Below are 21,967 nucleotides of genomic sequence, written 5' to 3'. Positions count from 1 at the left end.
CCTCCTGTCACTCGAACAGCGAGTGTCGTACGCCCGGCTCCTCGCGGCGGCGGGCGGCGCGGCGGCGTTGGATCACGACCAGGTCGACCACGGCGACCACCGCCAGGATCGCGCAGACCACGCCGAGCCAGGCGATGCCGGCCCAGAACGCCAGCACCGCGAAGATCACCATGATCACCAGGCCGAAGGTGGCGAGGGTGAGCCGGAGGTTCAGCGCGCTGTTCGCGTGGCCGACCGTGCCGCGGGCACGCCGGGGCTGCGATCTCGTCATGCCTCCCGATCTACCCCCGATCGGGGGTGTTAACCGGTGCGGCGCGCTCGCGCCCGCCTCGGCCGGTCGGTGTGCTCGGTTACATTGGTTCGCCCCGCGGGGCCGCAGACCGCAGGATGGACGCATGTCCATGACCCAGACCGTGCCGGTGACCGTCGCCATCGCCCGGCGTGCCGATCCGGCCCGGGCCAGCGAGATGGTGGCCTGGATGCGGGCCGGCACCGCGCTGGCCGAGGCGTTTCCCGGGTTCCTCGGCGCGGGATGGGTGCAGAGCGCCCCGGACTCACCGGAGTGGCACATGCTCTACCGTTTCGCCGACGCCGAGACGCTGCACCGGTGGGAGGAGTCGCCCCAGCGGCACTGGTGGCTCAGTTCGGCGCAGGGCATCGTCGAGCACACCCGCGTCGAGCGGCGTACCGGAATCGAGGGGTGGTTCGACCCGCCGCTGGAGCACTGGGTGGATCCGGTCGAGCCGATCCCGCCGACGTCGCCGCCGCGCTGGAAGCAGGCGGTGACCATCTGGCTGGCGTTCTTCCCGCTGAGCCTGACCGCCACCCTGCTGACCAGCCAATTTCTCGACGCCGTGCCGCTGACCGCCCGGGTGCTGCTGATGACGCTCTGCCTGACCCCGTTGATGACCTACCTGGTGCTGCCCAGGATCACGCGGGCGCTGCACTGGTGGCTGCACGGCCAGACGGCCCCCTGGCGGCGCGTATAGCACTGCGGGTGGCAGCGGCGGCACGCTCTGCCGCATACCCGACAGCAACTTCCCGCCAAACCACGTCCTACGCATAGAGTTACCGCGCTGTCGCTCTGTGCTGCGGAACGGGGGACGTCATGCCTCGACGGTGGGTCGCCGCACTGGCCTGTCTCGCGGCTCTGGTCGCCCTCGCCTGCGAGGGCGGCGGCTCGGCGGCACCGCGTCCGACCAGGAGCGCGCCGCAGTCCGGCGGGCCGGGCGGCATCGCGGCGCTGGGAGACTCGATCAGCACCGGCTTCGCCTCCTGCCTGGTGCTCACGTCCTGCGAGCGCAACTCCTGGTCGACCGGCGACGGCCTGCGGGTGCGCAGCCACTACCGCCGGCTGCTCGACCAGGACCCGGCGATCCGCGACCGGGCGTACAACCATGCCCGTCCCGGCGCCCGCGCGGACGCCCTGGAGGGACAGGCGAAGGCAGCGGTACGCGACCACGCCGACTACGTCACCGTGCTGATCGGCGCCAACGACGTCTGCCGGGGCGGGGTGGACGCGATGACGCCGGTGGCCGAGTTCCGGGCCGACGTCGACCGCGGCCTGCGGGCACTGCGCACCGGCCGGCCGAAGGCCCGGGTGCTGGTGGTGAGCATTCCCGACCTGTACCGGCTCTGGGAGGTCGGGCACGGCGACGCGCGGGCGGCACGCGCCTGGCGGCGCGGCGTCTGCCCGGCCCTGCTGGCCAACGCGACGTCGACCGCGCCCGCCGACCGGAGCCGTCGGGTCGCCGTCCGGGACCGGATCGACGCCTACAACGCCGAGTTGGTGGCGGCGTGCCGGGCGTACGGATCACGGTGCCGGCACGACGGCGGCGCGGTGCACCGGGTGCGGTTCACCCTCGACATGCTGAACCCACTGGACTGGTTCCACCCCAACGTCAACGGGCAGGGCCGGCTCGCCGAGGTGACCTGGCGCTCCTCCGGCCTGGCCGACTGACGCCCGCCTCAGGGGCGGCGCGGGGCGGGGAGGGCGGTGCCCCGCGAGCGGTACAGCGCCCGGGACCGTTCGGCGAGATCCTTGGTGGCCGACGAGTTGGCCCAGGTGCCCAGCACGATCGCGGCACCGGGCACGATCTTGGCGACCATCCGCTTCGCCGCCCGTACGCCGGCCATCCGGGCCAGCCGGACGCTGAGCTGCAACATGACCCGGCCGAGCGGGCGGTGCCCACCCAGGCCGAAGAGCGCGTCGGCGCGTTCCCGGCCGGCGGCGACGCCGAGGGCCAGCCGGGCGCTCTCGGCGACCTTGTGCACCCGCTGGAGCACCAGCAGGTCGGTGGCCCGGTCGGTGTGCAGGGGGTCGACGTCGTACGCGGCGGCGATGTGCAGCACCATCCGCGCCTGGGTCCAGGCCAGCACGCCCACGTCGAGGACGGCGCCGGGCAGGCCGGCCGCGCCGGAGACCGCGCCGGACAGCCGGGCCAGGTTGACGAACTTGCGGGTCGCCTGGTCGGCCAGGACGTCGGCGGAGACGCCGGGCTGCTCGGCCCGGGCGCGCCCGACCCACTGCGCGGCCTCGGGGCCGAGCCGGCGCACCGCCTCCAGGGCGAGGTGCTCCGGCGCGTACTGCGGGTCGTCGCGCATCCGGTCCCACAGGCGGGCCGGCGGACCTTCGACGGCGTCCGCCGGCCCGACCGGCAGGCTGGCGGACGGCTGGGGGGTGGACGCGGCGGGTTGGCCGCCGACGGGCGGGGTGTCGGTCACCGGGGCTCCCCAGGGGTGGGTACGGCGGGCAGGACGGCCGATGGAGTGCTCAGCGGCGGCGGTTGGACAGCCGCGACGCCAACCCCTTCAGCTTCTGCTGGTTGGCGGGCTTGGCCATCTCGCGTCGACCGCGGTCGACCAACTGCTGCCCCTTGGGTGATCTGAGAAAAGCGCTGATCCGCTGCATCAGTGACATAACGTCCTCCTGTCGGTGTTCCCTTGGTCATGTGTACCCCGAACCCGCAACACATGTACCCGGGACGCGACAGGCTCAACCCTGACCGTCCATAGTGGCCGGTAGGTTACCGCCCGCTGGGCAGGATGGCGTCGACGACCCGGGTGGCCCGCCCCTCGTGCTGCTGGTAGTGCTCGGGGTACGCGGAGACCTGCACCGCCTGGGCCGCGTCGGTGAGGCGCATCTGCTGCCAGCCGGGCACCTGCTCGAGCGCGGTGAGGAACTGCCGGGTGGCGAACTCCGGGTCCATCAGGCGACCCACCGGGCCCCAGCCGCTGCTGGAACGCTGCTGGAACAGCCCGACCGAGTCGTGGTCCCAGCCGACGCCCTGGTGCGGGAAGTCCTGCGACTCGGGCAGCACGCCACTGGCCACGTTGTACAGGTTGCTCTCCTGCATCGCGGTGGCCACCGCGATCACCAGGCCACGGCGGGGGACGCCCATGGCCCGGCCGGTGCGGACGATCGCCTCGGCGTTCTCCATCTGGTCCTCGTCCAGTCCGGCGACAGGGGCCGGGTCGGTCGGCCGGGCCGGGGCGACCTTGCGGGCCCGCGGGGTGGTGTCCGGGTCGGCGGTGGTCGCGACGGCGGACGGGGTGGTGGTCGGGACGGCGGCCCGATCGAGATCACGCGACGCGCGCTGCTGCTCGGCGCGCTCCGCCAGCTCGGCGCTGCTGGCGAGTGGGGCACCCCGGGTCGCCGCGTCGGAGGTGTCGTCACGGACCTGCGCGACCGCGGCCAGGCCGAGGCAGCACACCACGCCGGCGGCGAGGGCCAGCTGCGCCCGGCGTCGACCGGTCAGGTCCCGGGCGTACGCCCGGAGCCGACTCGCGGCGGTTGTCCGTTCGGTTGAGGTGCCATCCTCCGTATCGGTAGTGGGGCTGCTCGGGGCGTACGGGTCATCGAGGGTGCCGTCGTCACGCATCAACCGAGGCTAGGCAGGTGGATACGCCGATCACGCACGGTGATCACGTGGCGCTGGCCACAGATCGGGGGCGTCCTGGTGGACGACCCGGACGGCTCGACCCGCCCGGGGAACGTACCTCGCGTACCGGATGAAGCAGGCGGCGCACGCAGGCCGGCACGGCGGGCGACAGGCCGGGACATCGAACCCCGCGCACCGACATGATCGACAAACTCGGCCTTTGGGCCGAACCACCCCTCCACCGTTCGGGGGCACGGACCCACCTGGCAGCGGAATCGGGTGATTAGTCCGGTCGTGCCCAACCGGCGGGCGACGGATCGCCCGACGCAGGAATGCACCAGGATGGCGGGTACGTTGCCCGAACCGGGTGCCGTCCGTCGCGTCGGCGTCCGAGTAGGCACATTCCAGGGAGGTCCGCACCGGTGCTCGACCCACACGAGCTCTACCAGCTCACCGACGATCTGCCCGACCTCGGGCAACCGGTCCTGATCCAGGCCCTCACCGGGTTCGTGGACGCCGGCAACGCGAGCCGGCTGGCCCGCGAGCAGCTGCTCACCTCGTTGGAGGGCCGGCCGATCGCCACCTTCGACGTGGACCAACTCTTCGACTACCGCTCCCGCCGACCGGTGATGACCTTCGTCGAGGACCACTGGGAGAGCTTCGACGCCCCCAAGCTGGAGCTGCACCTGCTGCACGACGACGACGAGACCCCCTTCCTGCTGCTCACCGGCCCCGAGCCGGATTTGCAGTGGGAACGGTTCACCGCCGCCGTCGCCGGCCTCGCCGCCCGGCTGGACGTCCGGCTCACCGTCGGGCTCAACTCGATCCCGATGGCGGTGCCGCACACCCGGCCCACCGGCGTGACCGCCCACGCGACCCGGCCCGAGCTGATCGCCGGGTACGAGCCCTGGCTGCAACGCGTCCAGGTGCCCGGCAGCGTCGGTCACCTGCTGGAGTTCCGCCTCGGCGAGCAGGGCCGCGACGCGCTCGGCTTCGCCGCCCACGTGCCGCACTACGTGGCGCAGACCGAATACCCGGCCGCCGCCGAGGTGCTGCTCACCTCCGTGTCGCGCAGCACCGGCCTGCTGCTGCCCGGCGACGGGCTGCGCTCCGCCGCCGAGGTCGTCCGGGTGGAGATCGACCGGCAGGTCGCCCAGACCGAGGACGCCGCCGCGCTGGTCCAGGCCCTGGAGGAGCAGTACGACGCGTTCGCTCGGGGTCGCGGCGAGAAGAACCTGCTCGCCCCCGACGCCGGCCCCCTGCCCACCGCCGACGAACTCGGCGCGGAGCTGGAACGGTTCCTGGCCGAACAGACCCGTCCCGGCGACACCCCGGGCAGCTGACCCGGCGACGGGACGGCGGATACGGCAGGGTGGAGGCATGCGCCTGGCGACCTGGAACGTGAACTCGGTGAAGGCCCGGCTGCCCCGGCTGCTGGAGTGGCTGGCCGGCACCGGCCCGGACGTCGTCTGCCTCCAGGAGACCAAGTGCCCGGACGGCGCCTTCCCGGTCGCCGAGGTGGGCGAGCTGGGCTACACGGTGGCCAGCCACAGCGACGGCCGGTGGAACGGCGTCGCCATCCTGTCCCGGGTCGGTCTCGACGACGTCCGGGTCGGGTTCGCCGGCGAGCCCGGCTTCCCCGAGCCGGAGGCCCGGGCCATCTCCGCCACCTGCGACGGGGTGCGGGTCTGGTCGGTGTACGTGCCCAACGGGCGGACACCCGACGACCCGCACTACGCGTACAAGCTGGCCTGGTTCGCGGCCCTGCGCGACGCGTTGGACGCGGAACTGGCCGGTGGGCTGCCGCTGGTCGTCAGCGGCGACTTCAACGTCGCCCCGACCGACGCCGACGTCTGGGATCCGGCCGTCTTCACCCACTCCACCCACGTCACCCCGGCCGAGCGGGCGGCCCTCGCGGCACTGCGCGACCTCGGCCTCGACGACGTGGTGCCGACCCCGATGAAGGGGCCGCACCCGTTCACCTACTGGGACTACCGGGCCGGCATGTTCCACCAGAACAAGGGCATGCGGATCGACCTCGTGTACGCCTCCGCGCCGTTCGCCCGGGCGGTGCGCTCCGCGTACGTGGACCGGGAGGCCCGCAAGGGCAAGGGCCCCTCCGACCACGCCCCGATCGTGGTGGACGCGGACCTCGTCCCGGCGGTCGAGGCGTTCTGACCCGGCCCGCGCTGGCTAGGGTGGGCAGATGGCAGTCGTGAAGATCAACGCAATCGACGTTCCGCCGGGCGCCGGCGCCGAGCTGGAGAAGCGGTTCGCCGCGCGGGCCGGCACGGTGGAGAACTCCCCCGGCTTCCTCGGCTTCGAGCTGCTCCGGCCGGTGGCCGGCGAGACCCGCTACTTCGTCTACACGAAGTGGGAGAGCGAGGAGGCGTACCAGGCGTGGGCCGCCGGCCCGTCGCGCGCCGCGCACGCCGCCGCACCCGGCGACACGCCCCGCCCGCCGGTCTCCAGCGGCGCCAGCCTGCTGGAGTTCGAGGTGGCTCTGACCGTCCCCCAGCCCTAACCACCTCCCCCGCCGGCCGCTGAGACAGGGACGAGGCCCTGCCTCGACCCGAGAGTGCGCGGGCCTCGTGCTCGAACCTGGATCTGGTCCCCTCCGCGCAGCGCGAGGCCACTACATCCATGTTCGAGCACGACCAGGACCTCGGACGCCCGAGGACGCCGCACCACGGCCGAACCGCACCGGGCCGGACGTGTGCGTTGATAGCGTCGAAGCGGCCCGGGCGGTAGCCGGCCACCAGTCGCCCGACCGGCCACTCCGGGCCGCTCGCTCAGGGCGCATCCCAGGGTGCGGGGGTATTGCGGGGATGTTCGACGGATTCCAGGAATTCGACATCGACACGTCCGGCGCCCGGATCCACGGACGGCGCGGCGGCGACGGGCCACCCGTCCTGCTCCTGCACGGCATCCCCGAGACCCACCTCATGTGGCATCGGGTGGCACCGCGGCTCGCCGAGCACTTCACCGTCGTCGCCACCGACCTGCGGGGCTGGGGCGACAGCGGCACACCGCCGAGCACCGCGGACCATGAGCCGTACGGCATGCGGGCCATCGCCCGCGACCAGGTCGAGGTGATGCGGCGCCTGGGCCATGACCGGTTCCACCTCGTCGGCCACGATCGCGGCGCCCGCTGCGCCTACCGTCTGGCGTTGGACGAACCCGACGTCGTGACCCGGCTGGCCGTCCTGGACGTCGTCCCCATCGGTGACGTCTACAACCGCGCCGACAAGGCGTTCAGCCTCTCCTACTGGGTCTGGTCCTTCCTGGCGGCGCCGGCACCGGTGCCGGAACGGTTCATCGACGCGGCGCCCGCGGCGCTCGTCGACTTCATGCTCGACACCTGGCCCGAGGTGACGGACGCCTTCCCGCCCGAGGTGCGGGCCGCGTACGTCCGGCAGTTCAGCGACCCCGCCACGGTGCACGCGATCTGCGAGGAGTTTCGCGCGGCCGCGACGCTCGACCACCAGCAGGACGAGGCGGACCGGGGTAACCGGAGGATCGCCTGCCCGGTGCTGTTTCTCTGGAGCCAACGCGGTCAGGTCGCGAAGCTCTACGACGACCCGCTCGCGATCTGGCGGGAGTGGGCCGACGACGTACGCGGCGCACCCGTCCCGGTCGGGCATTTCATCCCGGAAGAGGCCCCCGACGAGACCACCCGGCAACTCCTGGGCTTCCTGACCTGACACTGCGCCGACCGACGCGCAGGCACCGACGGCTTGATCCACTCGGGATCGGCGAAACCGGGGTGTCCGGGTCGACCCGACACCCCGAGTTCAGTGATCCCGAGTCGATCAAAGCAGGACGGTGGCCGGGCCGGCTCAGGGCGTACGGGACGACTGGAGGCTGGCGAAGGCGATCACGTTGTCGGCGTAGCCGGTGCGGCCCCCGATGAACTGGCCGCCGCAGGTGATCAACCGCAGCCCGGGCGGCCCGTCGTGGCCGTAGATGCGTTCGGCGGGCAGCTGGTCCTTCGGGAAGTGCTCGACGGTGTCGACCCGGAACACCACCACCGACTTGTCCGCCCGGGCCACCTCGATCAGGTCGCCGGGCTTCAGCTTGCCCAGGTCGTAGAAGACCGACGGACCGGTCTTGGTGTCCACGTGCCCGACGATCACCGCCGGACCCGGCTCGCCGGGGGTGGGCCCCCGGTCGTACCAGCCGGTCTCGTTGTGCCGCTCCAACGGCGGTACGGCGATCGAGCCGTCCCGCGCCTGCCCGACGGGTGCCACCGGTGCGGCCACCTTGATCGTCGGGACCGTGAGGCGTACCGGTCGACTGGCCGACAACCCGACCGTCTCACTGCGGGCCGGCCGGTCACCGCCGGCCGGGGTCAGGTCGAACGGGCCGGCCGAGCGGCCCAGCCCCGCCCCGGTGGCGAAGACCCCCGCCAGCACCAGCACCACGGCCAACGGCACCGACCAGGGGCTACGGCCGGAGGGACGCCCGGACGGACGGCTGCGCCGGGGGGCGACGGCGGTCGGCGGTCGCGCGGCCACCGACGGGCGAGCGACCCCCGCCGGACGGTCGGCCACCGACCGGCGACCCGGATCCGGCGGGCCGTCGGAATCCGGCCAGCCGTCGTCCACGGGCAGGCGTACCCCATCGGGCGGTGGCGCGGGACGACCCTCAGCCGGCGGGCGTACCCCATCGGGCGGCGACCCGGGACGACCCGCAGCCAGCGGGCGGGAACCGGCCGGCGGCGGGGTGGGGTGAAAGATCTCCATGGCGGGCTCAGCGGCGGGCGGCGGCTCGGCGGGTTCGTGGCCGGCGTAGCGCCACCACGGCGAGGATCAGCCCGGTGATCGTCAACGCCGCGCCACCGGGGAGCAGCAGCTTGCCGGTCGTGCCGCCGGCGCCGCCGCCGAAGCCGGTGGCCGGGCCGCGACTCGGCTGCACCGGGACCTTCTTGACCACCTGGAGCATCGTCGAGGCGGTCTCGCCGTCGCGGCACTCCAGCTTGACCCGGTAGTTGCCGGGACGGGTGCGATCCCGCACCATCGGCGCGGCGGTGAGCAGGCCGTGCTGAGGCTGGACGCCGACCGCGCCGAAGGCGTCGGACACGACGGTGGCGCCGACCGAGTTGTCGCGGCAGCTGGCCCGGATCCCGACCAGGTAGCCGGGCTGGACCGTGCTGGGGCTCACCTCGACGAAGATGTCCACCGGAGGGTTGGGCTGCGGCGCGCCACTCGGCGAGCCGGGCTGCGGCGCGGCCGCCACCGGCACGGCGAGCGCGGGCGCGGGCGCGGGCGCGGGCAGCACAGCGGACGCGGGTGTGGCGGCCAGCAGGGGGCCGGCGAGGACGGTCAGCACCGACAGGGTCACGCCGCCGCGGGTCACTGTCACGATGCCCCCTCTCGACGCCGTGTGGGCGTGCCGGGCAGCGGACCGCCCGGCCTGCCGTACCAGTTGGATCCTCTCATTTCCGGTCGCACATCACATCCGATCCGCCGACGGCGTCGCGTACGCTCGGGTCGCTGTGACCGCCACCGACCATGACCCCGCCGTCCCGCCCGCGAGCCGGACGATCCGCACGTTCCACCCCCGAAGGGGCCGGATGAGCGGCCGGCAGACCGACGCGCTGGACCGGCTGTGGCCCCGCTACGGCCTGGACGTGTCGGACGAGCCCGTCGACCTGGCCGACCTGTTCGGTCGCCGAGCGCCCGTGGTGCTGGAGATCGGCTCGGGGATGGGCGACAGCACCGCCGTGATGGCCGCCGCTGACCCGGATCGAGATTATCTGGCGGTGGAGGTGCACACGCCGGGAATCGCGAACCTCCTCGACCTGGTGGACCGGGGCGGGCTGGGCAACGTCCGAGTGGCCCAGGGTGACGCGTTGGAGCTGGTCAGCGGCCTGCCCGAGGGCGTGCTGGACGCCGTACACGTCTATTTTCCCGACCCGTGGCCGAAGGCCCGCCACCACAAGCGGCGGATCATCCAGCCGTCGCACGTGGCGTTGTTGCGCTCCCGGCTGGCCCCCGGCGGCACGCTGCACTGCGCGACCGACTGGGCGGAGTACGCCGAGGCGATGCGGGAGACGCTGGACGCGGACCCGGAGCTGGTGGACGCGTACGGCGGCTTCGCGCCCCGTCCGGCGCACCGTCCGGTGACGAAGTTCGAACGGCGGGCGATCACCGCCGGCCGACCGGTGGCCGACCTGATCTACCGCCGCCGGTGACGAGCCGGCCCGGACGGGGGTCCGGCGGACGCCGGGTTGGCGTACCGGGGCATGATCCAGGCACCATGGACAGGCTATGACGCTCACCGCCGCGCTGCCGACAAGCGCCGACCCCGACACCCTCTTCGACGCGTTCGCCGGCTGGGCGAAGGAGCGCGGCCTCGACCTCTATCCCCATCAGGAGGAGGCGGTCATCGAGATCGTCTCCGGCGCCAACCTGATCATGAATACGCCCACCGGCTCGGGCAAGAGCCTGGTGGCGATCGCCGCGCACTTCGCGGCCCTCGCCGACAGCCGGACCACCTTCTACACCGCGCCGATCAAGGCACTGGTGTCGGAGAAGTTCTTCGCCCTGTGCGAGGTCTTCGGCGCCGAGAACGTCGGCATGCTGACCGGTGACGCCAGCGTCAACGCCGACGCCCCGATCATCTGCTGCACCGCGGAGATCCTGGCCAACCTGGCCCTGCGCGAGGGCGGCCGGGCCGACGTCGGCCAGGTGATCATGGATGAGTTCCACTTCTACGCCGAGCCCGACCGGGGCTGGGCCTGGCAGGTGCCGATCATCGAGCTGCCGCAGGCGCAGTTCATCCTGATGTCCGCCACCCTGGGGGACACCACCCGGTTCGTCGACGACCTCACCCGGCGCACCGGTCGGCCGACCGCCGTCGTGCGCTCGGCCGAGCGGCCCGTCCCGCTGATCTTCTCGTACGCGATGACACCGCTGCACGAGACCCTCGAGGAGCTGCTGGAGACCAAGCAGGCCCCGGTGTACGTCGTGCACTTCACCCAGGCCGCCGCACTGGAACGCGCCCAGGCGCTGATGAGCGTCAACGTGTGCTCCCGCGCCGAGAAGGACATGATCGCCGAGGCGATCGGTGGGTTCCGGTTCACGTCCGGCTTCGGCAAGACGCTGTCCCGGCTGGTCCGGCACGGCATCGGTGTGCACCACGCCGGCATGCTGCCCAAGTACCGCCGACTGGTCGAGACCCTGGCCCAGGCCGGCCTACTCAAGGTCATCTGCGGCACCGACACCCTGGGCGTCGGCATCAACGTGCCGATCCGCACCGTGCTGTTCACCGGCCTGTCCAAGTACGACGGGGTCCGTACCCGCCTGCTCAAGAACCGGGAGTTCCACCAGATCGCCGGGCGCGCCGGTCGGGCCGGCTACGACACCATCGGTCGGGTCGTGGTGCAGGCCCCCGAGCACGTCATCGACAACGAGAAGGCCCTCGCCAAGGCCGGCGACGACCCGAAGAAGCGGCGCAAGGTGGTGCGCAAGAAGCCGCCGGAGGGGTCGATCGGCTGGGGCCAACCCACCTTCGACCGGCTCGTCGACGCCGAGCCGGAGCCGCTGACCTCCAGCTTCCAGGTCAGCCACTCGATGCTGCTCAACGTCATCGGCCGGCCCGGCGACGCGTTCACCGCGATGCGCCACCTGCTCACCGACAACCACGAGGAGCCCGCCGCGCAACGCCGGCACATCCGCCGGGCCATCGCCATCTACCGCGCGCTGCGCGCCGGCGGGGTCGTCGAGGAGCTGCCCGAGCCGGACGAGACCGGTCGACGGATCCGGCTCACCGTCGACCTCCAGCTCGACTTCGCCCTCAACCAGCCACTCTCCCCCCTCGCCCTGGCCACCATCGAGCTGCTCGACGCCGAGTCCCCGTCGTACGCCCTCGACGTGCTGAGCGTCATCGAGTCGATCCTCGACGACCCCCGGCAGATCCTGTCCGCGCAGCAGTTCAAGGCCCGCGGCGAGGCGGTCGCCGCGATGAAGGCCGAGGGCATCGAGTACGAGGCCCGCCTCGAACTGCTCGACGAGGTGACCCACCCGAAGCCCCTGGCCGAGCTGCTGGAGGCCGCGTACGAGATGTACCGGCAGGGGCACCCCTGGGTCGCCGACCACCAGCTCTCCCCCAAGGCCGTCGTCCGCGACATGTACGAGCGGGCCATGACCTTCACCGAGTACGTGCAGTTCTACGGGCTCACCCGCTCCGAGGGCCTCGTCCTGCGCTACCTGGCCGACGCGTACAAGACGCTGCGCCAGACCGTGCCCGAGGACGCCAAGACCGAGGAGCTGATCGACCTCATCGAATGGCTGGGCGAGCTGGTCCGCCAGGTCGACTCCAGCCTCATCGACGAGTGGGAGCGGCTGCGCAACCCGTCCGACGTGGCCGAGGTGGCCCAGGCGCACGCCGCCCTGACCGACCGGCCGCCGGCGGTCACCCGCAACGCGCGGGCGTTCCGGGTGCTGGTGCGCAACGCCCTGTTCCGCCGGGTCGAGCTGGCGGCGCTGCGCCGCTGGGACCTGCTCGCCGAGCTGGACGCCGCCGACGGCTGGGACTACGACGCGTGGGCCGACGCCCTGGCACCCTACTTCGAGGAGTACGACTCGATCGGCGTCGGCCCGGACGCGCGCGGCCCGGCGCTGCTGATGATCGAGCAGGGTCGGGCGAGGTGGACCGTCCGGCAGAGCTTCGACGACCCCGACGGCGACCACGACTGGGGCATCAGCGCCGAGATCGACCTGGTCGCCTCGGACGAGATCGGCGCGGCGGTCGTCCGGATCACGGACGTCGGCCAGCTCTGACAGTCCTACCCGACAGGGGGTCGTCCGCAGTGCGGGCGGCCCCCTTTGTCGCGTCTTCCGCACCCCCGTTTTCGCTGGGCGATGTCAGAGGTGTCGATTAGAATGTATGTACTAATCGAGTTCCTGACCTGCAGGATTACGACTAGGGAGGACGCCCGTGACCGCTCCCGCCTCCACCCCTCTCACCCCCTACGCCACGCTGCTCGGCTTCACCCGCTACGTCGACCGCACCGGCCCCACCAAGGCGACGTTCGTGGGTGGGCTGCGCAAGCAACGCGCCAGCCGTTCCGGCTTCAACCCGCACGGCCAGTTCGTCAAGGCGCTCAAGGCCGACATCGCCTTCCACACCGGCGGCACCCACCTGACCGGCGTCGTCGACGTGGTCAAGCCACGCTGGCGTCCGCTCTACCAGGCCCTCGTCCCCGGCGCCACGGCCTGGCTGCACTCCCTCGGCGACCCGGCCGCCCTCGACCTGGCCCAGACCCGCGACGCCCTGGCCATGCTGGGCGACCTGCCCGTCAAGATCAACCCCCACTTCGGGGTACGCCACGCCGACGGCCGCGCCGAGGCGGTCCGGCTGCACTTCGACGAGACCCCACCGAGCGAGGAGTCGGTGCTCGCCACCCTGCACCTGATGGCCCGCCACATGGACGCGGTGCTCCCGCGGGCCGAGCCGGTCCTGGTCGACGTCCGCCGTGGCCAGGCGCACCACATGCCCTCCGACGCCAAACCCGAGCAGATCGAACGCTGGCTCGCCGGCGAAGCCGCCGCCTTCCGCGCCATCTGGTCCACCGCCGCCTAGCCCGCACACTCCAGCAGGGGGTTCCGCCCCCACCCCCGTCCCGCCCCACCTCGCCGCGGCCCGGCGCTCCGGCAGGCCGCGTCCGGCAGGCCGCGTCCGTCGGGGCGCGCTCGGCAAGATCACGCTCGATCCAGGATGTAGTGGCCTCGGCAGCCCGGGAGGCCACTACATCCATGTTCGGGCGTGATCATGGGGATAACGGCCCGCAGCGTCGCCCGCGTGGTGGCGGCGGTTATCCACAGGGGCGGCGTGACGTGGGCGAATCGGTCAGCCTGGGCTCCATGTCGAAAGCTCCTCGTCGGCCGCCGCAGTTGCGCGGTCGGGTATTCCGTGGCTCGGTCGCCGTCTCGCGGGGCCTGCTGACCCGCAACGACCTGCGCAGCTCAGCCTGGCGGCCCCTCTTCCGTGACGTCTACGCCGACGCCAAGGTCAGCATCACCCACGTCGTCCGGTGCACCGCCGTCGGGCGATGGCTGATTCCACCCGAGGCGGCCATCGCCGGGCGCGCCGCCGCGGGCCTGTACGGGTGCGGGACCCCGACCGCGAGCGATCCGGTCGACGTCCTGATTCCGCGGGATGCCCGTATCGGGCCGGCCACCGGGCTCCGCGTCCACCATGGGGAGATCGACGCCGACGACATCCTGGCGCGGGCCGGCGTCAGGGTGACCAGCCCGACCCGTACCTGCTGGGACTTGGCCGGTTGGCTCGACGTGATCGAGGCGGTGGTGGTCATCGACGCCATCCTCGCCCGCCGCCTGACGACCGTGTCAGCCCTGCGCGAGTACGCACTGAACCGCGCCGGTCGACGCGGCTGGCGGTCGCTGCTGCGCGCAGTCGACCTGGCCGACGCCGGTGCCGAGTCCCCTCAGGAGTCCCGCACCCGCGTGCGATTGGTGCTCGCCGGCCTACCCCGGCCGGAGACGCAGTGGATCGTGGCCGAGCGGGGTCGGTTCGTGGCTCGGCTGGACCTGGCCTGGCCGCAGTTCAAGGTCGCGGTGGAGTACGACGGGCTCTGGCACGACGACCCCGAGCAGTTCCATCGGGACCGCCGACGGCTCAACCGGTTGCTCGGCGGCGACTGGATCGTGCTGCACGTGACCGGCAAGCGCCTCCGGGACGACTTCGACGGCTTCCTCGCAGAGGTCCGGGCCGCCCTGCGGGCGCGCTCCCGCTCCTCCTGGTGATCCGCGTTCCTGGTGATCCGCGTTGCTCCCCATGATCGCGCTCGAACATGGAAGTAGTGGCCTCCCTCCGACGAAGAGACCACTACATCCTGGATCGAGCGCGATCATGGAGTCGGGCGCGGGGTTCGCCGCGCGCCTGGCGCGGGGCGGTTAGGCGGCGGGGAGGTACTTTGCCAGGTCGTCGAGGATCTTGTTGGCGGCGCCGACGCCGATGCCGGTCATCCAGATCTCGTCGGAGACCGGGTACGCCTTGCCCGCCTTGACCGCGCCGAGGCCCTTCCAGAGCGTCCCACCGGCGACCTTGCTCTGCTCGGCGGCGGCCTTGTCGCCGTACGCGGTGACGAAGATGACGTCACCGTCGACCTCGTTGATCCGCTCGGGGCTGACCAGGTCGAAGCGCTTGTCCTCCTTGTTGGCCAGCCGCTGCCGCTCGGGGCGGCCGAGGCCGGTGTCGCCGACGACGATGCCGGAGAAGGAGTCCGGGCCGTACACCCGGATGTTGCCGGGAATGAAGCGCACGATGGACACCTTGCGGGCGGCGGCGTCGCCGAGGGTGGCGCCGAAGTCCTTGGCCCGCTTCTCGTACGCGGCGAGCAGGTCCTTGGCCTGCTGCTCGTGGCCGAGCGCCTTGCCGTCGAGGAGGAAGTTCTCCTTCCAGGTGACGCCCACCTTGTCGGTGAACACGGTCGGGGCGATGGCGGCCAGTTCGTCGTAGAACTTCTCCTGGCGGAACTTGCTGCCGAGGATGAGGTCCGGCTTCAGCGCGTTGATCGCCTCCAGGTCGGGCTCGGTGAGCACCCCGACCTCCTTGATGCCGGCGAGCTTGTCCACGCCGAAGTAGGTGGGCCAGCTCTTGGCCTCACCGGCGGTGGCGGCGCCGACGGGTGTGATGCCCAGCGAGAGCGCCGTGTCGATCTTGTCGGTGTCGAGCACGACGACGCGCTTGGGCTGCGCCGGGACCTTGGTGGTGCCCATGGCGTGGGTGATCTCCCGGGTGTCCCCGGCGGCGGAGCCGGCGACCGGGTCGCTCTCACCGCAGGCGGTGAGGCCGACGCCGAGGGCGACGGCCGCGGCGAGGGCGGCGACGAGACGACGCATCAGAGTCCTTTCGAGGGGTACGAGCCGGTGAGCGGGGTGGCCGCGTCGCCGGTGGTGGGTCGGGCGGCCGGTACGGACGCATCCGACAGATCGGTGCCACCCGCGCCAGCGGACGCGGTGCCGGACACGCCAGCAGGCGCGGCAGCGGCGCCAGAACCGCCGGCGGACGCCGCAGCGGCCACAGACGCGGCAGCCCCGGACGCGCCGGCAGACGCGGCAGCCCCCGACGCGCCGGCAGACGCGGCAGCCCCCGACGCGGCAGCAGACGCGGCAGCCCCGGACGCGGCGGCTCCGGGCGCAGCGGCTCCGGGCGCAGCGGCTCCGGGCGCAGCGGCTCCGGGCGCGCCGGCGGTGCCGATGGAATGGCCTCCGGTGTGGGCGGGCACCACCAGGGGCGCGCCGGTCACCGGGCAGGGGACGACGACGCAGGCGAGCCCGAAGACGTCGCGGACCAGGTCGGCGGTGAGGATCTCCCGGGGCGGTCCGGCGGCGACCACGGCGCCCGCGCGCATCGCGACCAGGTGGTCGGCGTAGCGGGCGGCCTGGTTCAGGTCGTGCAGCACGGCGACGACGGTGCGGCCGCGTTCGACGCGCAGCCGGTGCAGCAGGTCCAGCACCTCCACCTGGTGGGCGAGGTCGAGGAAGGTGGTCGGCTCGTCCAGCAGCAGGGCGTCGGTGTCCTGGGCGAGCGTCATGGCGATCCACACCCGCTGCCGCTGACCGCCGGAGAGGCTGTCCACCGGCCGGTCGGCCAGGTCGGCGACGTCGGCGAGGGTCATCGCCTCGTCCACCGCCGCGCCGTCCTCCGTCGACCACTGCTGCCACCACCGCTGGTAGGGCTGCCGGCCACGGCCGACCAGGTCGGCCACGGTGACGCCCTCGGGGACCAGGGGGCTCTGCGGCAGGACGCCGAGCCGGCGGGCCACCTCCCGGGTCGGCAGGTCGCGGATCGCGGTGCCGTCCAGCAGCACGGTGCCCCGGCGGGGGGTGAGCAGCCGGGCCATGGTGCGCAGCAGGGTGGACTTGCCGCACGCGTTCGGGCCGACGATCACGGTGAACGCGTCGGTCGGCAGGTCCAGGTCGAGGCCGTCGAGCACGGTCCGCTCGTCGTAGCCGGCGACCAGGTCGCGGGTGGAGAGCATCACACGACTCCTTCCAGGCGTCACGAGGACCGCCGCCGTCCGCGCAGCAGCAGGAAGATCAGGTACGTCCGCCGATCGCGGCGGTCAGCACGCCGGCCGGCAGTTGGGTGGGCGCGAACAGTCGGCGGCCGGCGAGGTCGGCCAGCACCAACAGCAGCGCGCCGAGCAGCGCCGCGCAGACCAGTGGTGGCCGTTCGGCCCGGACCAGCCGCCGGGCCACCTGGGGTGCGACCAGCGCCACGAAGTCGACGGCGCCGACCTGGGCGGTGACCATCGCGGCGACGAGGACGCTGGCGCCGGCGAGGCCGATGCGGCGGGCCACCGGGCGCAGCCCGACACCACGGGCGGTGTCGTCGTCGAGCGCGGTGCTGTTGAGCGCCCAGCCGGCCCAGGCCAGCACGGGTAGCAGCACCAGCAGGGTGCCGGCGATCCAGGCGGCTTCGGTCCAGCCCTTGCCGGCGAGGGTACCGATCAGCCAGATCTGCGCGCGCAGCCCGTCGATCGGGTCGGCGGTGAGCATGACCACCTCGGTGAGCGCCCGGAAGCCGAACGCGACCGCCACCCCGGCGAGCACGAACCGCTGCGCGGCCAGCCCGTGTCGGGCACCGAGGGCGAACAGCAGCACCGCCGCGAGCAGCCCGCCGACCAGCGCGGTGGGTGCCACCAGGACGGCGGTCATTCCGCTGGTCAACGCCACGGTCGCGGCGAGGCCGGCGCCCTGAGTGATGCCGATGACGTCCGGGCTGGCGAGCGGGTTGCGGGCGACGCTCTGGATCAGGGTGCCGGCGACGCCGAAGGCCGCACCGGCCACCGCCGCCAGCACGATCCGGGGCAGCCGAAGATCAAAGACCACGAGGTCGTACGGGGTGCCGGCACCGGAGAGGGCGCGGACCACGTCGGCCGGGGCGACGTACGGGGTGCCCAGGGAGAGGCTGAGCACGACGGCCAGGAGGAGCAGCACGGTCAGGGCGGCGGCGACCAGCACCGCGCGGCGGCGGATCAGCAGGCTGACCGGGCCGACGCGCAGCAGCGACCGCCCAGGTACCCCGGCACGGCCCGCACGGCCCGCACCGGGCAGGCCGACGGCCGACGAGCCGGCGCGGCCAGCCGAGCGGGGCACGCCAGCCGAGCCCGATGGGCGCCGGGTGGTGGTCACGCGGTCACCACCCGGGCGCGGCGGACCAGCACGGCGAGCAGCGGCGCGCCGATCAGGGCGGTGACGATCCCGGCCGGTATCTCGCCGGGCGGGGCGACGAGCCGGCCCACGACGTCGGCGCCGAGCAGCAGCGCCGGGCCGAGCAGGGCGGAGACGGCGAGCGTCCAGCGGTGGTCCGCGCCGACGAGGGCACGCGCCAGGTGCGGCACCGCCAGCCCGACGAAGGCGACCGGTCCGGCTGCCGCCACCGCGGCGCCGGTCAGCAGCACCGCGGCGAGGCCACCGCCGAGGCGGACCAGGCCGATGCGGTGGCCGAGACCGCGGGCCACGTCGTCGCCGAGGGCCAGCGCGTCCAGCCCTCGTGCCACCAGTGCGGCCAGCAGCAGCCCGACGAGCACGAACGGGAGCACCTGCGCGGTGACCGACAGGTCCCGCCCGGCGAGCCCGCCGACCACCCAGAACCGGTACTCCTCGAAGGTGCGGGCGTCGATGCTGAGCAGCGCGTACACCCCCGAGGCGAGGCTGGCGTCGAGGGCCGCGCCGACCAGCGCGAGGGTGACCGGGCTGGCGCCCTCGCGGGCCCGGGTGGCGATGGCGAAGACCAGCAGCCCGGCGATCAGTGCCCCGGCGATGCCGAACCAGACGTAGCCGGCGAGCGTGCCGATGCCGAACACGGAGATGGCGAGCACCACGCCGAACGACGCGCCGGCGCTGATGCCGAGAATGCGGGGCTCGGCGAGGGGGTTGCGGGTGAGGGCCTGGAACAGCACACCGGCCACCGCGAGCGCGAGCCCGACGGCGAGGCCGAGCGCGGTACGCGGCATCCGCAGCTCGCGGACGATCGTGCTCGCGTCGCCGCCGTCCGGCGCGACGAGGGCGTGCCACACCGCGTCGATGCCGAGTTGCCGGCTGCCGAGCGCGAAGCTCGCCAGCACGGCGAGCAGCAGCACCAGCGCGGCGGCGGCGGTGACGGCCACCCGGCGGCCGGTGCGGGTGCCGGGCCGGCTGCGGGCCGGGGTCGGCCGGGTGGCGAGGGTGGTCACGGGTCTCCTGCACGTTCGAGCTTAGGTTCGCCTAACCTAGCCGACCTGCGGAAAGTGACCTAACTGGCGTCGGTCGATGCCGTCGCGGGGGCCGGCGGCACGCCCGCCGAGCTGCCGTCCCCGGCCGCCGCAGCACCGCGCGGCAGCACGATCAGGGGCCGCATCATCTCGTTGTCCTCGTGCTCCAGGAGGTGGCAGTGCCAGGAGAATCGGCCCGGCAGGTCGAAGCGGGCCTTGATCCGGGTCACCTCCCACGGGTACGCGAGCACGGTGTCCATCCATCCCCGCTCCCCCGGTCGCGGCTCCGACCGGCCCGACCGCCCACGGCCCAACAGCTCGAACTGGGCCTGGTGCAGGTGCACGGGGTGGACGTTACGGGTGAAGTTGCGCACCTCCCACACCTCGGTCACGCCGACGACGGGCTGTTCGGTCGCCGGGTCGCTCCAGCGCATCGGCAGACCCCGGCCGCGCTCGTCGAGGGTGCCGAGCAGCATCACCATCGACCCGCCGGACATCCGCTCGTTGAGCGACAGCCGCCGGACCCGCTCCGCATCACTGAGCCGGGGGTGAGCCGGCAGTTGCAGGTGCTCCGGCGGCACGCTCGGGTCCGCGCCGACGGCCTCGTCGACCACGAACCGCAACACCTGCCCGGTGCTCCGGGGGTCGGACGGCGGAAAGTCCACCCCGGGCCGGCCGCCACGGTACGCCCACTCGGGCCCCTCGTTGACCAGGAACAGCTCGGTGCCGGCGGGTACGCCGGTGAAGTCGACGATCACGTCGGCCCGCTGGGCGGGGCCGAGGGTGACGCGGTCATGCGACACCGGCTCGGGCAGGAAACCGCTGTCGCTGCCGATCTGCCAGATCGGCAGCACCGGACGGGACGGCCGCGCGGTGGCGTGGGCGGCGACGCTGAGCATCAGGAAGCGGCTGTTGCAGCCGTTGAGCAACCGGAACCGGTAGCGCCGACGCTGGACCGTCAGGCTGGGCCAGGTACGGCCGTTGACCACCATGGTGGTGCCGGAGAACGCTGACACCCACGCCGACCCGTCGTGGTGACCCCCGGGGTAGACCAACTCGCCGTCGGCGCCGAAACTGCGGTCCTGGATCAGCAGCGGGATGTCGTGGTAGTCGGTGTCCGGCGGATCGTCGTGACCCGGCGGCGGGCCGGGCAGCACCCCGTCGGGCAGGTCGTCGCCGCCGAGCAGATAGAAGCCGGCCGGCCCGGCGTAGACGTTCTCCCGGGTGAGACCCAGCGTGTGGTCGTGGTACCAGAGGGTGCAGGGCCGCTGGTCGTTGGCGTACTCGAAGGTGGCCGAACCCGGCGCCCAGCGCGGGCCGGACCCCTCGGCGAAGCGGGACCGGAACTCGCCGTACGCGCTGCCGGTCACGGCGAAGTCGGCCGGCAGGTCGCGGGCCACCGGCAGGTACCACGCCTCGGCGTGCCCGTCGCTCTCCTGCGTGCTGTGTCCGCCATGCAGGTGGACCACCTGTGGCACCGGTCCCCGGTAGCCACGCCGGCTGCCGTCCGAGCGGCCGTGCCCGTCCCGGTTCTCTCTGCCACCGACCGGGTTGGCCCAGTGCAGGGTCGGGTCGATGGGCAGCAGGTGCGGCAGGTAGTCGCCCCGGTCGTCGACGAGTTCGTTGACCCAGGTCACCCTTACCGGGCGGTTCACCCGCGCGACGATGCTGGGTGCCGGGTAGCCGAAGCTGCCGGGGTGGGCGCTGGAGCCGTAACCCCACACCGTCGTACGCGGCCAGGACGGCGGCAGGATCTGCTGGCGGAACTGCCGCACCCCGACGGCGTACGTGTCCCGCTCCGGATCGTTCGCCACCCGCGGCATGGCCGGGGGGATGCGCAGCGGCGCGACGTACTTGGGGATGTCGGCGGCGCGCAGCATCGTGGGCGCGGCGAGCGCGCGGCCCGCGGCCGTCGAGCCTGCCGGGACCAGAACGGCTGCTCCCCCCGCGGCACCGGCCACGAGCACCTGTCGTCTGCTGACCATGCCGCACCTCCCACTCGCCATCCGACCTCGATTAGAGAATGAGTTTCGCGGACGGGAACAAGTGGGGTGAAAGGTGGATAACACCCGTAAGAGGGAAACCGAGCGCCATAGGGTGTTGGGCATGCGATTCGACCAGCACACGGTCGTCCTCCTGATCCGAGCGTCGGATCCGCCGGACCTGCCAGCGGAGGCGATCGACCGGCTACGCGACGCCCACCTGGCCCACCAGGCGGGTCTTGTGGAGCAGGGACTGGTTCTCGCGGCCGGACCGCTCCTGGCCGCCGACGACGACCGGATGCAGGGCATCGTCGTCTTCTCCATCGCCCCCGACGAGGTACGCGGGCTCTACGCCGACGACCCGGCCGTTCGCGCCGGCCTGCTCATCGCGCGGGTGGCGAGTTGGCTGGTGCCTGAGAGCAACGTGCGGTTCGAGAGCGTGCCGATCCCCGTGTCGATGGTCGAGGCGGCGGCGGGCGACTGACCCGGTCAGCCGGGCAGGTCCGCGAGCGGCAGTACCCGCAGGTCGTCCGGCTCGCCCACGATGACCCGCAGCGCGGGGAAGTAAGCCGTCAGCACTGGCCGACACCTGTCGCACGGGCCGACGACCGCCCGGCCCCGGTCGGTGACCGAGACGATGGTCTCCAGCTCGGTCACGCCCTGCGTGGCGGCGGTGCCGATCACGACCAACTCCGCGCAGGTGTCCCCGCTGTCGTGCCGGACGTCGACCCCGGAGAACACCCGCCCGTCGGCGGTACGGGCGGCCGACGCGCCGGTGTGGTGGCGACTGCGGCACCGTAGTTTGGCGACCGCCGTGGCGGCCTGCACCAGCGCCCGATCGGTGTCCCGCAGCTCCATCCCGGCCCCCAGCGCTC

The 21,967-nt window shown here is 73.0% G+C and carries 22 protein-coding genes and 1 pseudogene; 11 read left to right on the top strand and 12 right to left on the bottom strand.

The genetic code is table 11. The features are described 5' to 3' along the window. Positions 1–7 precede the first annotated feature (7 nt). Positions 8–271, bottom strand: coding sequence for a DUF6343 family protein (locus AB0H52_RS15805; protein WP_151491896.1), 264 nt, complete (start codon positions 269–271; stop codon positions 8–10). A 124-nt stretch (positions 272–395) separates the two neighbouring features. Between AB0H52_RS15805 and AB0H52_RS15800 the strand changes: the two genes are divergently transcribed. Both AB0H52_RS15800 and AB0H52_RS15795 read left to right on the top strand, forming a co-directional pair. Continuing rightward, positions 396–989, top strand: coding sequence for an antibiotic biosynthesis monooxygenase (locus AB0H52_RS15800; protein WP_151491897.1), 594 nt, complete (start codon positions 396–398; stop codon positions 987–989). Positions 990–1,108: 119 nt separating this feature from the next. Continuing rightward, positions 1,109–1,960: a GDSL-type esterase/lipase family protein gene (locus tag AB0H52_RS15795; RefSeq protein WP_151491898.1), complete on the top strand. Its 852-nt coding sequence runs from the start codon at positions 1,109–1,111 to the stop codon at positions 1,958–1,960. 8 nt (positions 1,961–1,968) lie between these two features. Here AB0H52_RS15795 and AB0H52_RS15790 read toward each other — a convergent pair whose 3' ends face one another. From AB0H52_RS15790 to AB0H52_RS15780, 3 genes are all read right to left on the bottom strand, one after another. Then, positions 1,969–2,724, bottom strand: coding sequence for an EcsC family protein (locus AB0H52_RS15790; protein WP_151491899.1), 756 nt, complete (start codon positions 2,722–2,724; stop codon positions 1,969–1,971). Between the two features lie 49 nt (positions 2,725–2,773). After that, positions 2,774–2,920 (bottom strand): hypothetical protein, encoded by a 147-nt coding sequence (locus tag AB0H52_RS15785; RefSeq protein WP_192580470.1) that lies wholly within the window; start codon positions 2,918–2,920, stop codon positions 2,774–2,776. 106 nt (positions 2,921–3,026) lie between these two features. Next, complete coding sequence (locus tag AB0H52_RS15780) at positions 3,027–3,881, bottom strand: peptidase M23 (RefSeq protein ID WP_357948079.1); 855 nt, start codon at positions 3,879–3,881, stop codon at positions 3,027–3,029. Between the two features lie 422 nt (positions 3,882–4,303). Between AB0H52_RS15780 and AB0H52_RS15775 the strand changes: the two genes are divergently transcribed. The 4 genes from AB0H52_RS15775 to AB0H52_RS15760 all read left to right on the top strand — a co-directional run bounded on the left by AB0H52_RS15775 (position 4,304) and on the right by AB0H52_RS15760 (position 7,585). After that, positions 4,304–5,224: a PAC2 family protein gene (locus AB0H52_RS15775; RefSeq protein WP_151492631.1), complete on the top strand. Its 921-nt coding sequence runs from the start codon at positions 4,304–4,306 to the stop codon at positions 5,222–5,224. 37 nt (positions 5,225–5,261) lie between these two features. Next, on the top strand, positions 5,262–6,059 hold the full coding sequence (locus AB0H52_RS15770; RefSeq protein ID WP_151492630.1) for an exodeoxyribonuclease III: 798 nt from the start codon (positions 5,262–5,264) through the stop codon (positions 6,057–6,059). A gap of 28 nt (positions 6,060–6,087) precedes the next feature. Then, complete coding sequence (locus AB0H52_RS15765) at positions 6,088–6,405, top strand: antibiotic biosynthesis monooxygenase (RefSeq protein ID WP_151492629.1); 318 nt, start codon at positions 6,088–6,090, stop codon at positions 6,403–6,405. A 304-nt stretch (positions 6,406–6,709) separates the two neighbouring features. Further along, positions 6,710–7,585, top strand: coding sequence for an alpha/beta hydrolase (locus AB0H52_RS15760; RefSeq protein WP_357948075.1), 876 nt, complete (start codon positions 6,710–6,712; stop codon positions 7,583–7,585). 135 nt (positions 7,586–7,720) lie between these two features. Here AB0H52_RS15760 and AB0H52_RS15755 read toward each other — a convergent pair whose 3' ends face one another. Further along, entirely contained in the window at positions 7,721–8,398 is a 678-nt protein-coding gene (locus AB0H52_RS15755; RefSeq protein WP_151492633.1) for a class F sortase, read from the bottom strand. A 235-nt stretch (positions 8,399–8,633) separates the two neighbouring features. Next, complete coding sequence (locus AB0H52_RS15750; protein WP_357948152.1) at positions 8,634–9,248, bottom strand: hypothetical protein; 615 nt, start codon at positions 9,246–9,248, stop codon at positions 8,634–8,636. A 208-nt stretch (positions 9,249–9,456) separates the two neighbouring features. Between AB0H52_RS15750 and trmB the strand changes: the two genes are divergently transcribed. From trmB to AB0H52_RS15730, 4 genes are all read left to right on the top strand, one after another. Continuing rightward, positions 9,457–10,077 carry a tRNA (guanosine(46)-N7)-methyltransferase TrmB gene (trmB, locus tag AB0H52_RS15745; RefSeq protein ID WP_225854781.1) on the top strand — a complete coding sequence of 207 codons (621 nt, stop codon included), beginning with the start codon at positions 9,457–9,459 and terminating at the stop codon, positions 10,075–10,077. Positions 10,078–10,153: 76 nt separating this feature from the next. After that, entirely contained in the window at positions 10,154–12,667 is a 2,514-nt protein-coding gene (locus tag AB0H52_RS15740; protein WP_357948072.1) for a DUF3516 domain-containing protein, read from the top strand. A gap of 157 nt (positions 12,668–12,824) precedes the next feature. Beyond that, positions 12,825–13,469 carry a hypothetical protein gene (locus tag AB0H52_RS15735; RefSeq protein ID WP_151492624.1) on the top strand — a complete coding sequence of 215 codons (645 nt, stop codon included), beginning with the start codon at positions 12,825–12,827 and terminating at the stop codon, positions 13,467–13,469. A 281-nt stretch (positions 13,470–13,750) separates the two neighbouring features. Next, positions 13,751–14,653, top strand: a complete 903-nt coding sequence (locus tag AB0H52_RS15730; RefSeq protein WP_151490443.1) for a hypothetical protein — start codon at positions 13,751–13,753, stop codon at positions 14,651–14,653. A gap of 150 nt (positions 14,654–14,803) precedes the next feature. Here the strand turns inward: AB0H52_RS15730 and AB0H52_RS15725 are convergent, their stop codons facing one another. From AB0H52_RS15725 to AB0H52_RS15705, 5 genes and pseudogenes are all read right to left on the bottom strand, one after another. Then, positions 14,804–15,751: an iron-siderophore ABC transporter substrate-binding protein gene (locus AB0H52_RS15725; RefSeq protein WP_151490442.1), complete on the bottom strand. Its 948-nt coding sequence runs from the start codon at positions 15,749–15,751 to the stop codon at positions 14,804–14,806. Positions 15,752–16,128: 377 nt separating this feature from the next. Then, positions 16,129–16,893: pseudogene (locus AB0H52_RS15720) on the bottom strand (ABC transporter ATP-binding protein); the annotation flags it as partial. Between the two features lie 58 nt (positions 16,894–16,951). Beyond that, a complete protein-coding gene (locus AB0H52_RS15715) occupies positions 16,952–18,049 on the bottom strand; it encodes an iron ABC transporter permease (protein ID WP_357948069.1) in 1,098 nt (365 codons plus the stop codon). After that, positions 18,046–19,092, bottom strand: a complete 1,047-nt coding sequence (locus tag AB0H52_RS15710) for an iron ABC transporter permease (protein ID WP_357948066.1) — start codon at positions 19,090–19,092, stop codon at positions 18,046–18,048. The genes AB0H52_RS15715 and AB0H52_RS15710 overlap by 4 nt, the downstream gene beginning before the upstream one ends. A gap of 59 nt (positions 19,093–19,151) precedes the next feature. Continuing rightward, entirely contained in the window at positions 19,152–21,095 is a 1,944-nt protein-coding gene (locus AB0H52_RS15705) for a multicopper oxidase domain-containing protein (RefSeq protein ID WP_357948063.1), read from the bottom strand. Between the two features lie 121 nt (positions 21,096–21,216). Here AB0H52_RS15705 and AB0H52_RS15700 point away from each other — a divergent pair, with 121 nt between their 5' ends. Beyond that, complete coding sequence (locus AB0H52_RS15700) at positions 21,217–21,576, top strand: YciI family protein (protein WP_151490439.1); 360 nt, start codon at positions 21,217–21,219, stop codon at positions 21,574–21,576. A gap of 5 nt (positions 21,577–21,581) precedes the next feature. Here AB0H52_RS15700 and AB0H52_RS15695 read toward each other — a convergent pair whose 3' ends face one another. Next, positions 21,582–21,950: a cytidine deaminase gene (locus AB0H52_RS15695; RefSeq protein WP_357948060.1), complete on the bottom strand. Its 369-nt coding sequence runs from the start codon at positions 21,948–21,950 to the stop codon at positions 21,582–21,584. Positions 21,951–21,967 lie beyond the last annotated feature (17 nt).

Origin of the sequence: Micromonospora sp. NPDC050695 (assembly GCF_040654415.1) — a bacterium.
In the GTDB taxonomy this organism is placed as follows: Bacteria; Actinomycetota; Actinomycetes; order Mycobacteriales; family Micromonosporaceae; genus Micromonospora.
The sequence above is the reverse complement of the archived record's forward strand: the minus strand, read 5'-3'. Positions and strand labels throughout refer to the sequence as shown.

Coding starts and splice junctions, on each gene's coding strand:
- AB0H52_RS15805 (WP_151491896.1), bottom strand. CDS start 271: ATGACGAGATCGCAGCCCCGGCGTGCCCGCGGCACGGTCGGCCACGCG.
- AB0H52_RS15800 (WP_151491897.1), top strand. CDS start 396: ATGTCCATGACCCAGACCGTGCCGGTGACCGTCGCCATCGCCCGGCGT.
- AB0H52_RS15795 (WP_151491898.1), top strand. CDS start 1,109: ATGCCTCGACGGTGGGTCGCCGCACTGGCCTGTCTCGCGGCTCTGGTC.
- AB0H52_RS15785 (WP_192580470.1), bottom strand. CDS start 2,920: ATGTCACTGATGCAGCGGATCAGCGCTTTTCTCAGATCACCCAAGGGG.
- AB0H52_RS15780 (WP_357948079.1), bottom strand. CDS start 3,881: ATGCGTGACGACGGCACCCTCGATGACCCGTACGCCCCGAGCAGCCCC.
- AB0H52_RS15770 (WP_151492630.1), top strand. CDS start 5,262: ATGCGCCTGGCGACCTGGAACGTGAACTCGGTGAAGGCCCGGCTGCCC.
- AB0H52_RS15765 (WP_151492629.1), top strand. CDS start 6,088: ATGGCAGTCGTGAAGATCAACGCAATCGACGTTCCGCCGGGCGCCGGC.
- AB0H52_RS15760 (WP_357948075.1), top strand. CDS start 6,710: ATGTTCGACGGATTCCAGGAATTCGACATCGACACGTCCGGCGCCCGG.
- trmB (WP_225854781.1), top strand. CDS start 9,457: ATGAGCGGCCGGCAGACCGACGCGCTGGACCGGCTGTGGCCCCGCTAC.
- AB0H52_RS15740 (WP_357948072.1), top strand. CDS start 10,154: ATGACGCTCACCGCCGCGCTGCCGACAAGCGCCGACCCCGACACCCTC.
- AB0H52_RS15730 (WP_151490443.1), top strand. CDS start 13,751: ATGTCGAAAGCTCCTCGTCGGCCGCCGCAGTTGCGCGGTCGGGTATTC.
- AB0H52_RS15725 (WP_151490442.1), bottom strand. CDS start 15,751: ATGCGTCGTCTCGTCGCCGCCCTCGCCGCGGCCGTCGCCCTCGGCGTC.
- AB0H52_RS15705 (WP_357948063.1), bottom strand. CDS start 21,095: ATGGTCAGCAGACGACAGGTGCTCGTGGCCGGTGCCGCGGGGGGAGCA.
- AB0H52_RS15700 (WP_151490439.1), top strand. CDS start 21,217: ATGCGATTCGACCAGCACACGGTCGTCCTCCTGATCCGAGCGTCGGAT.
- AB0H52_RS15695 (WP_357948060.1), bottom strand. CDS start 21,950: ATGGAGCTGCGGGACACCGATCGGGCGCTGGTGCAGGCCGCCACGGCG.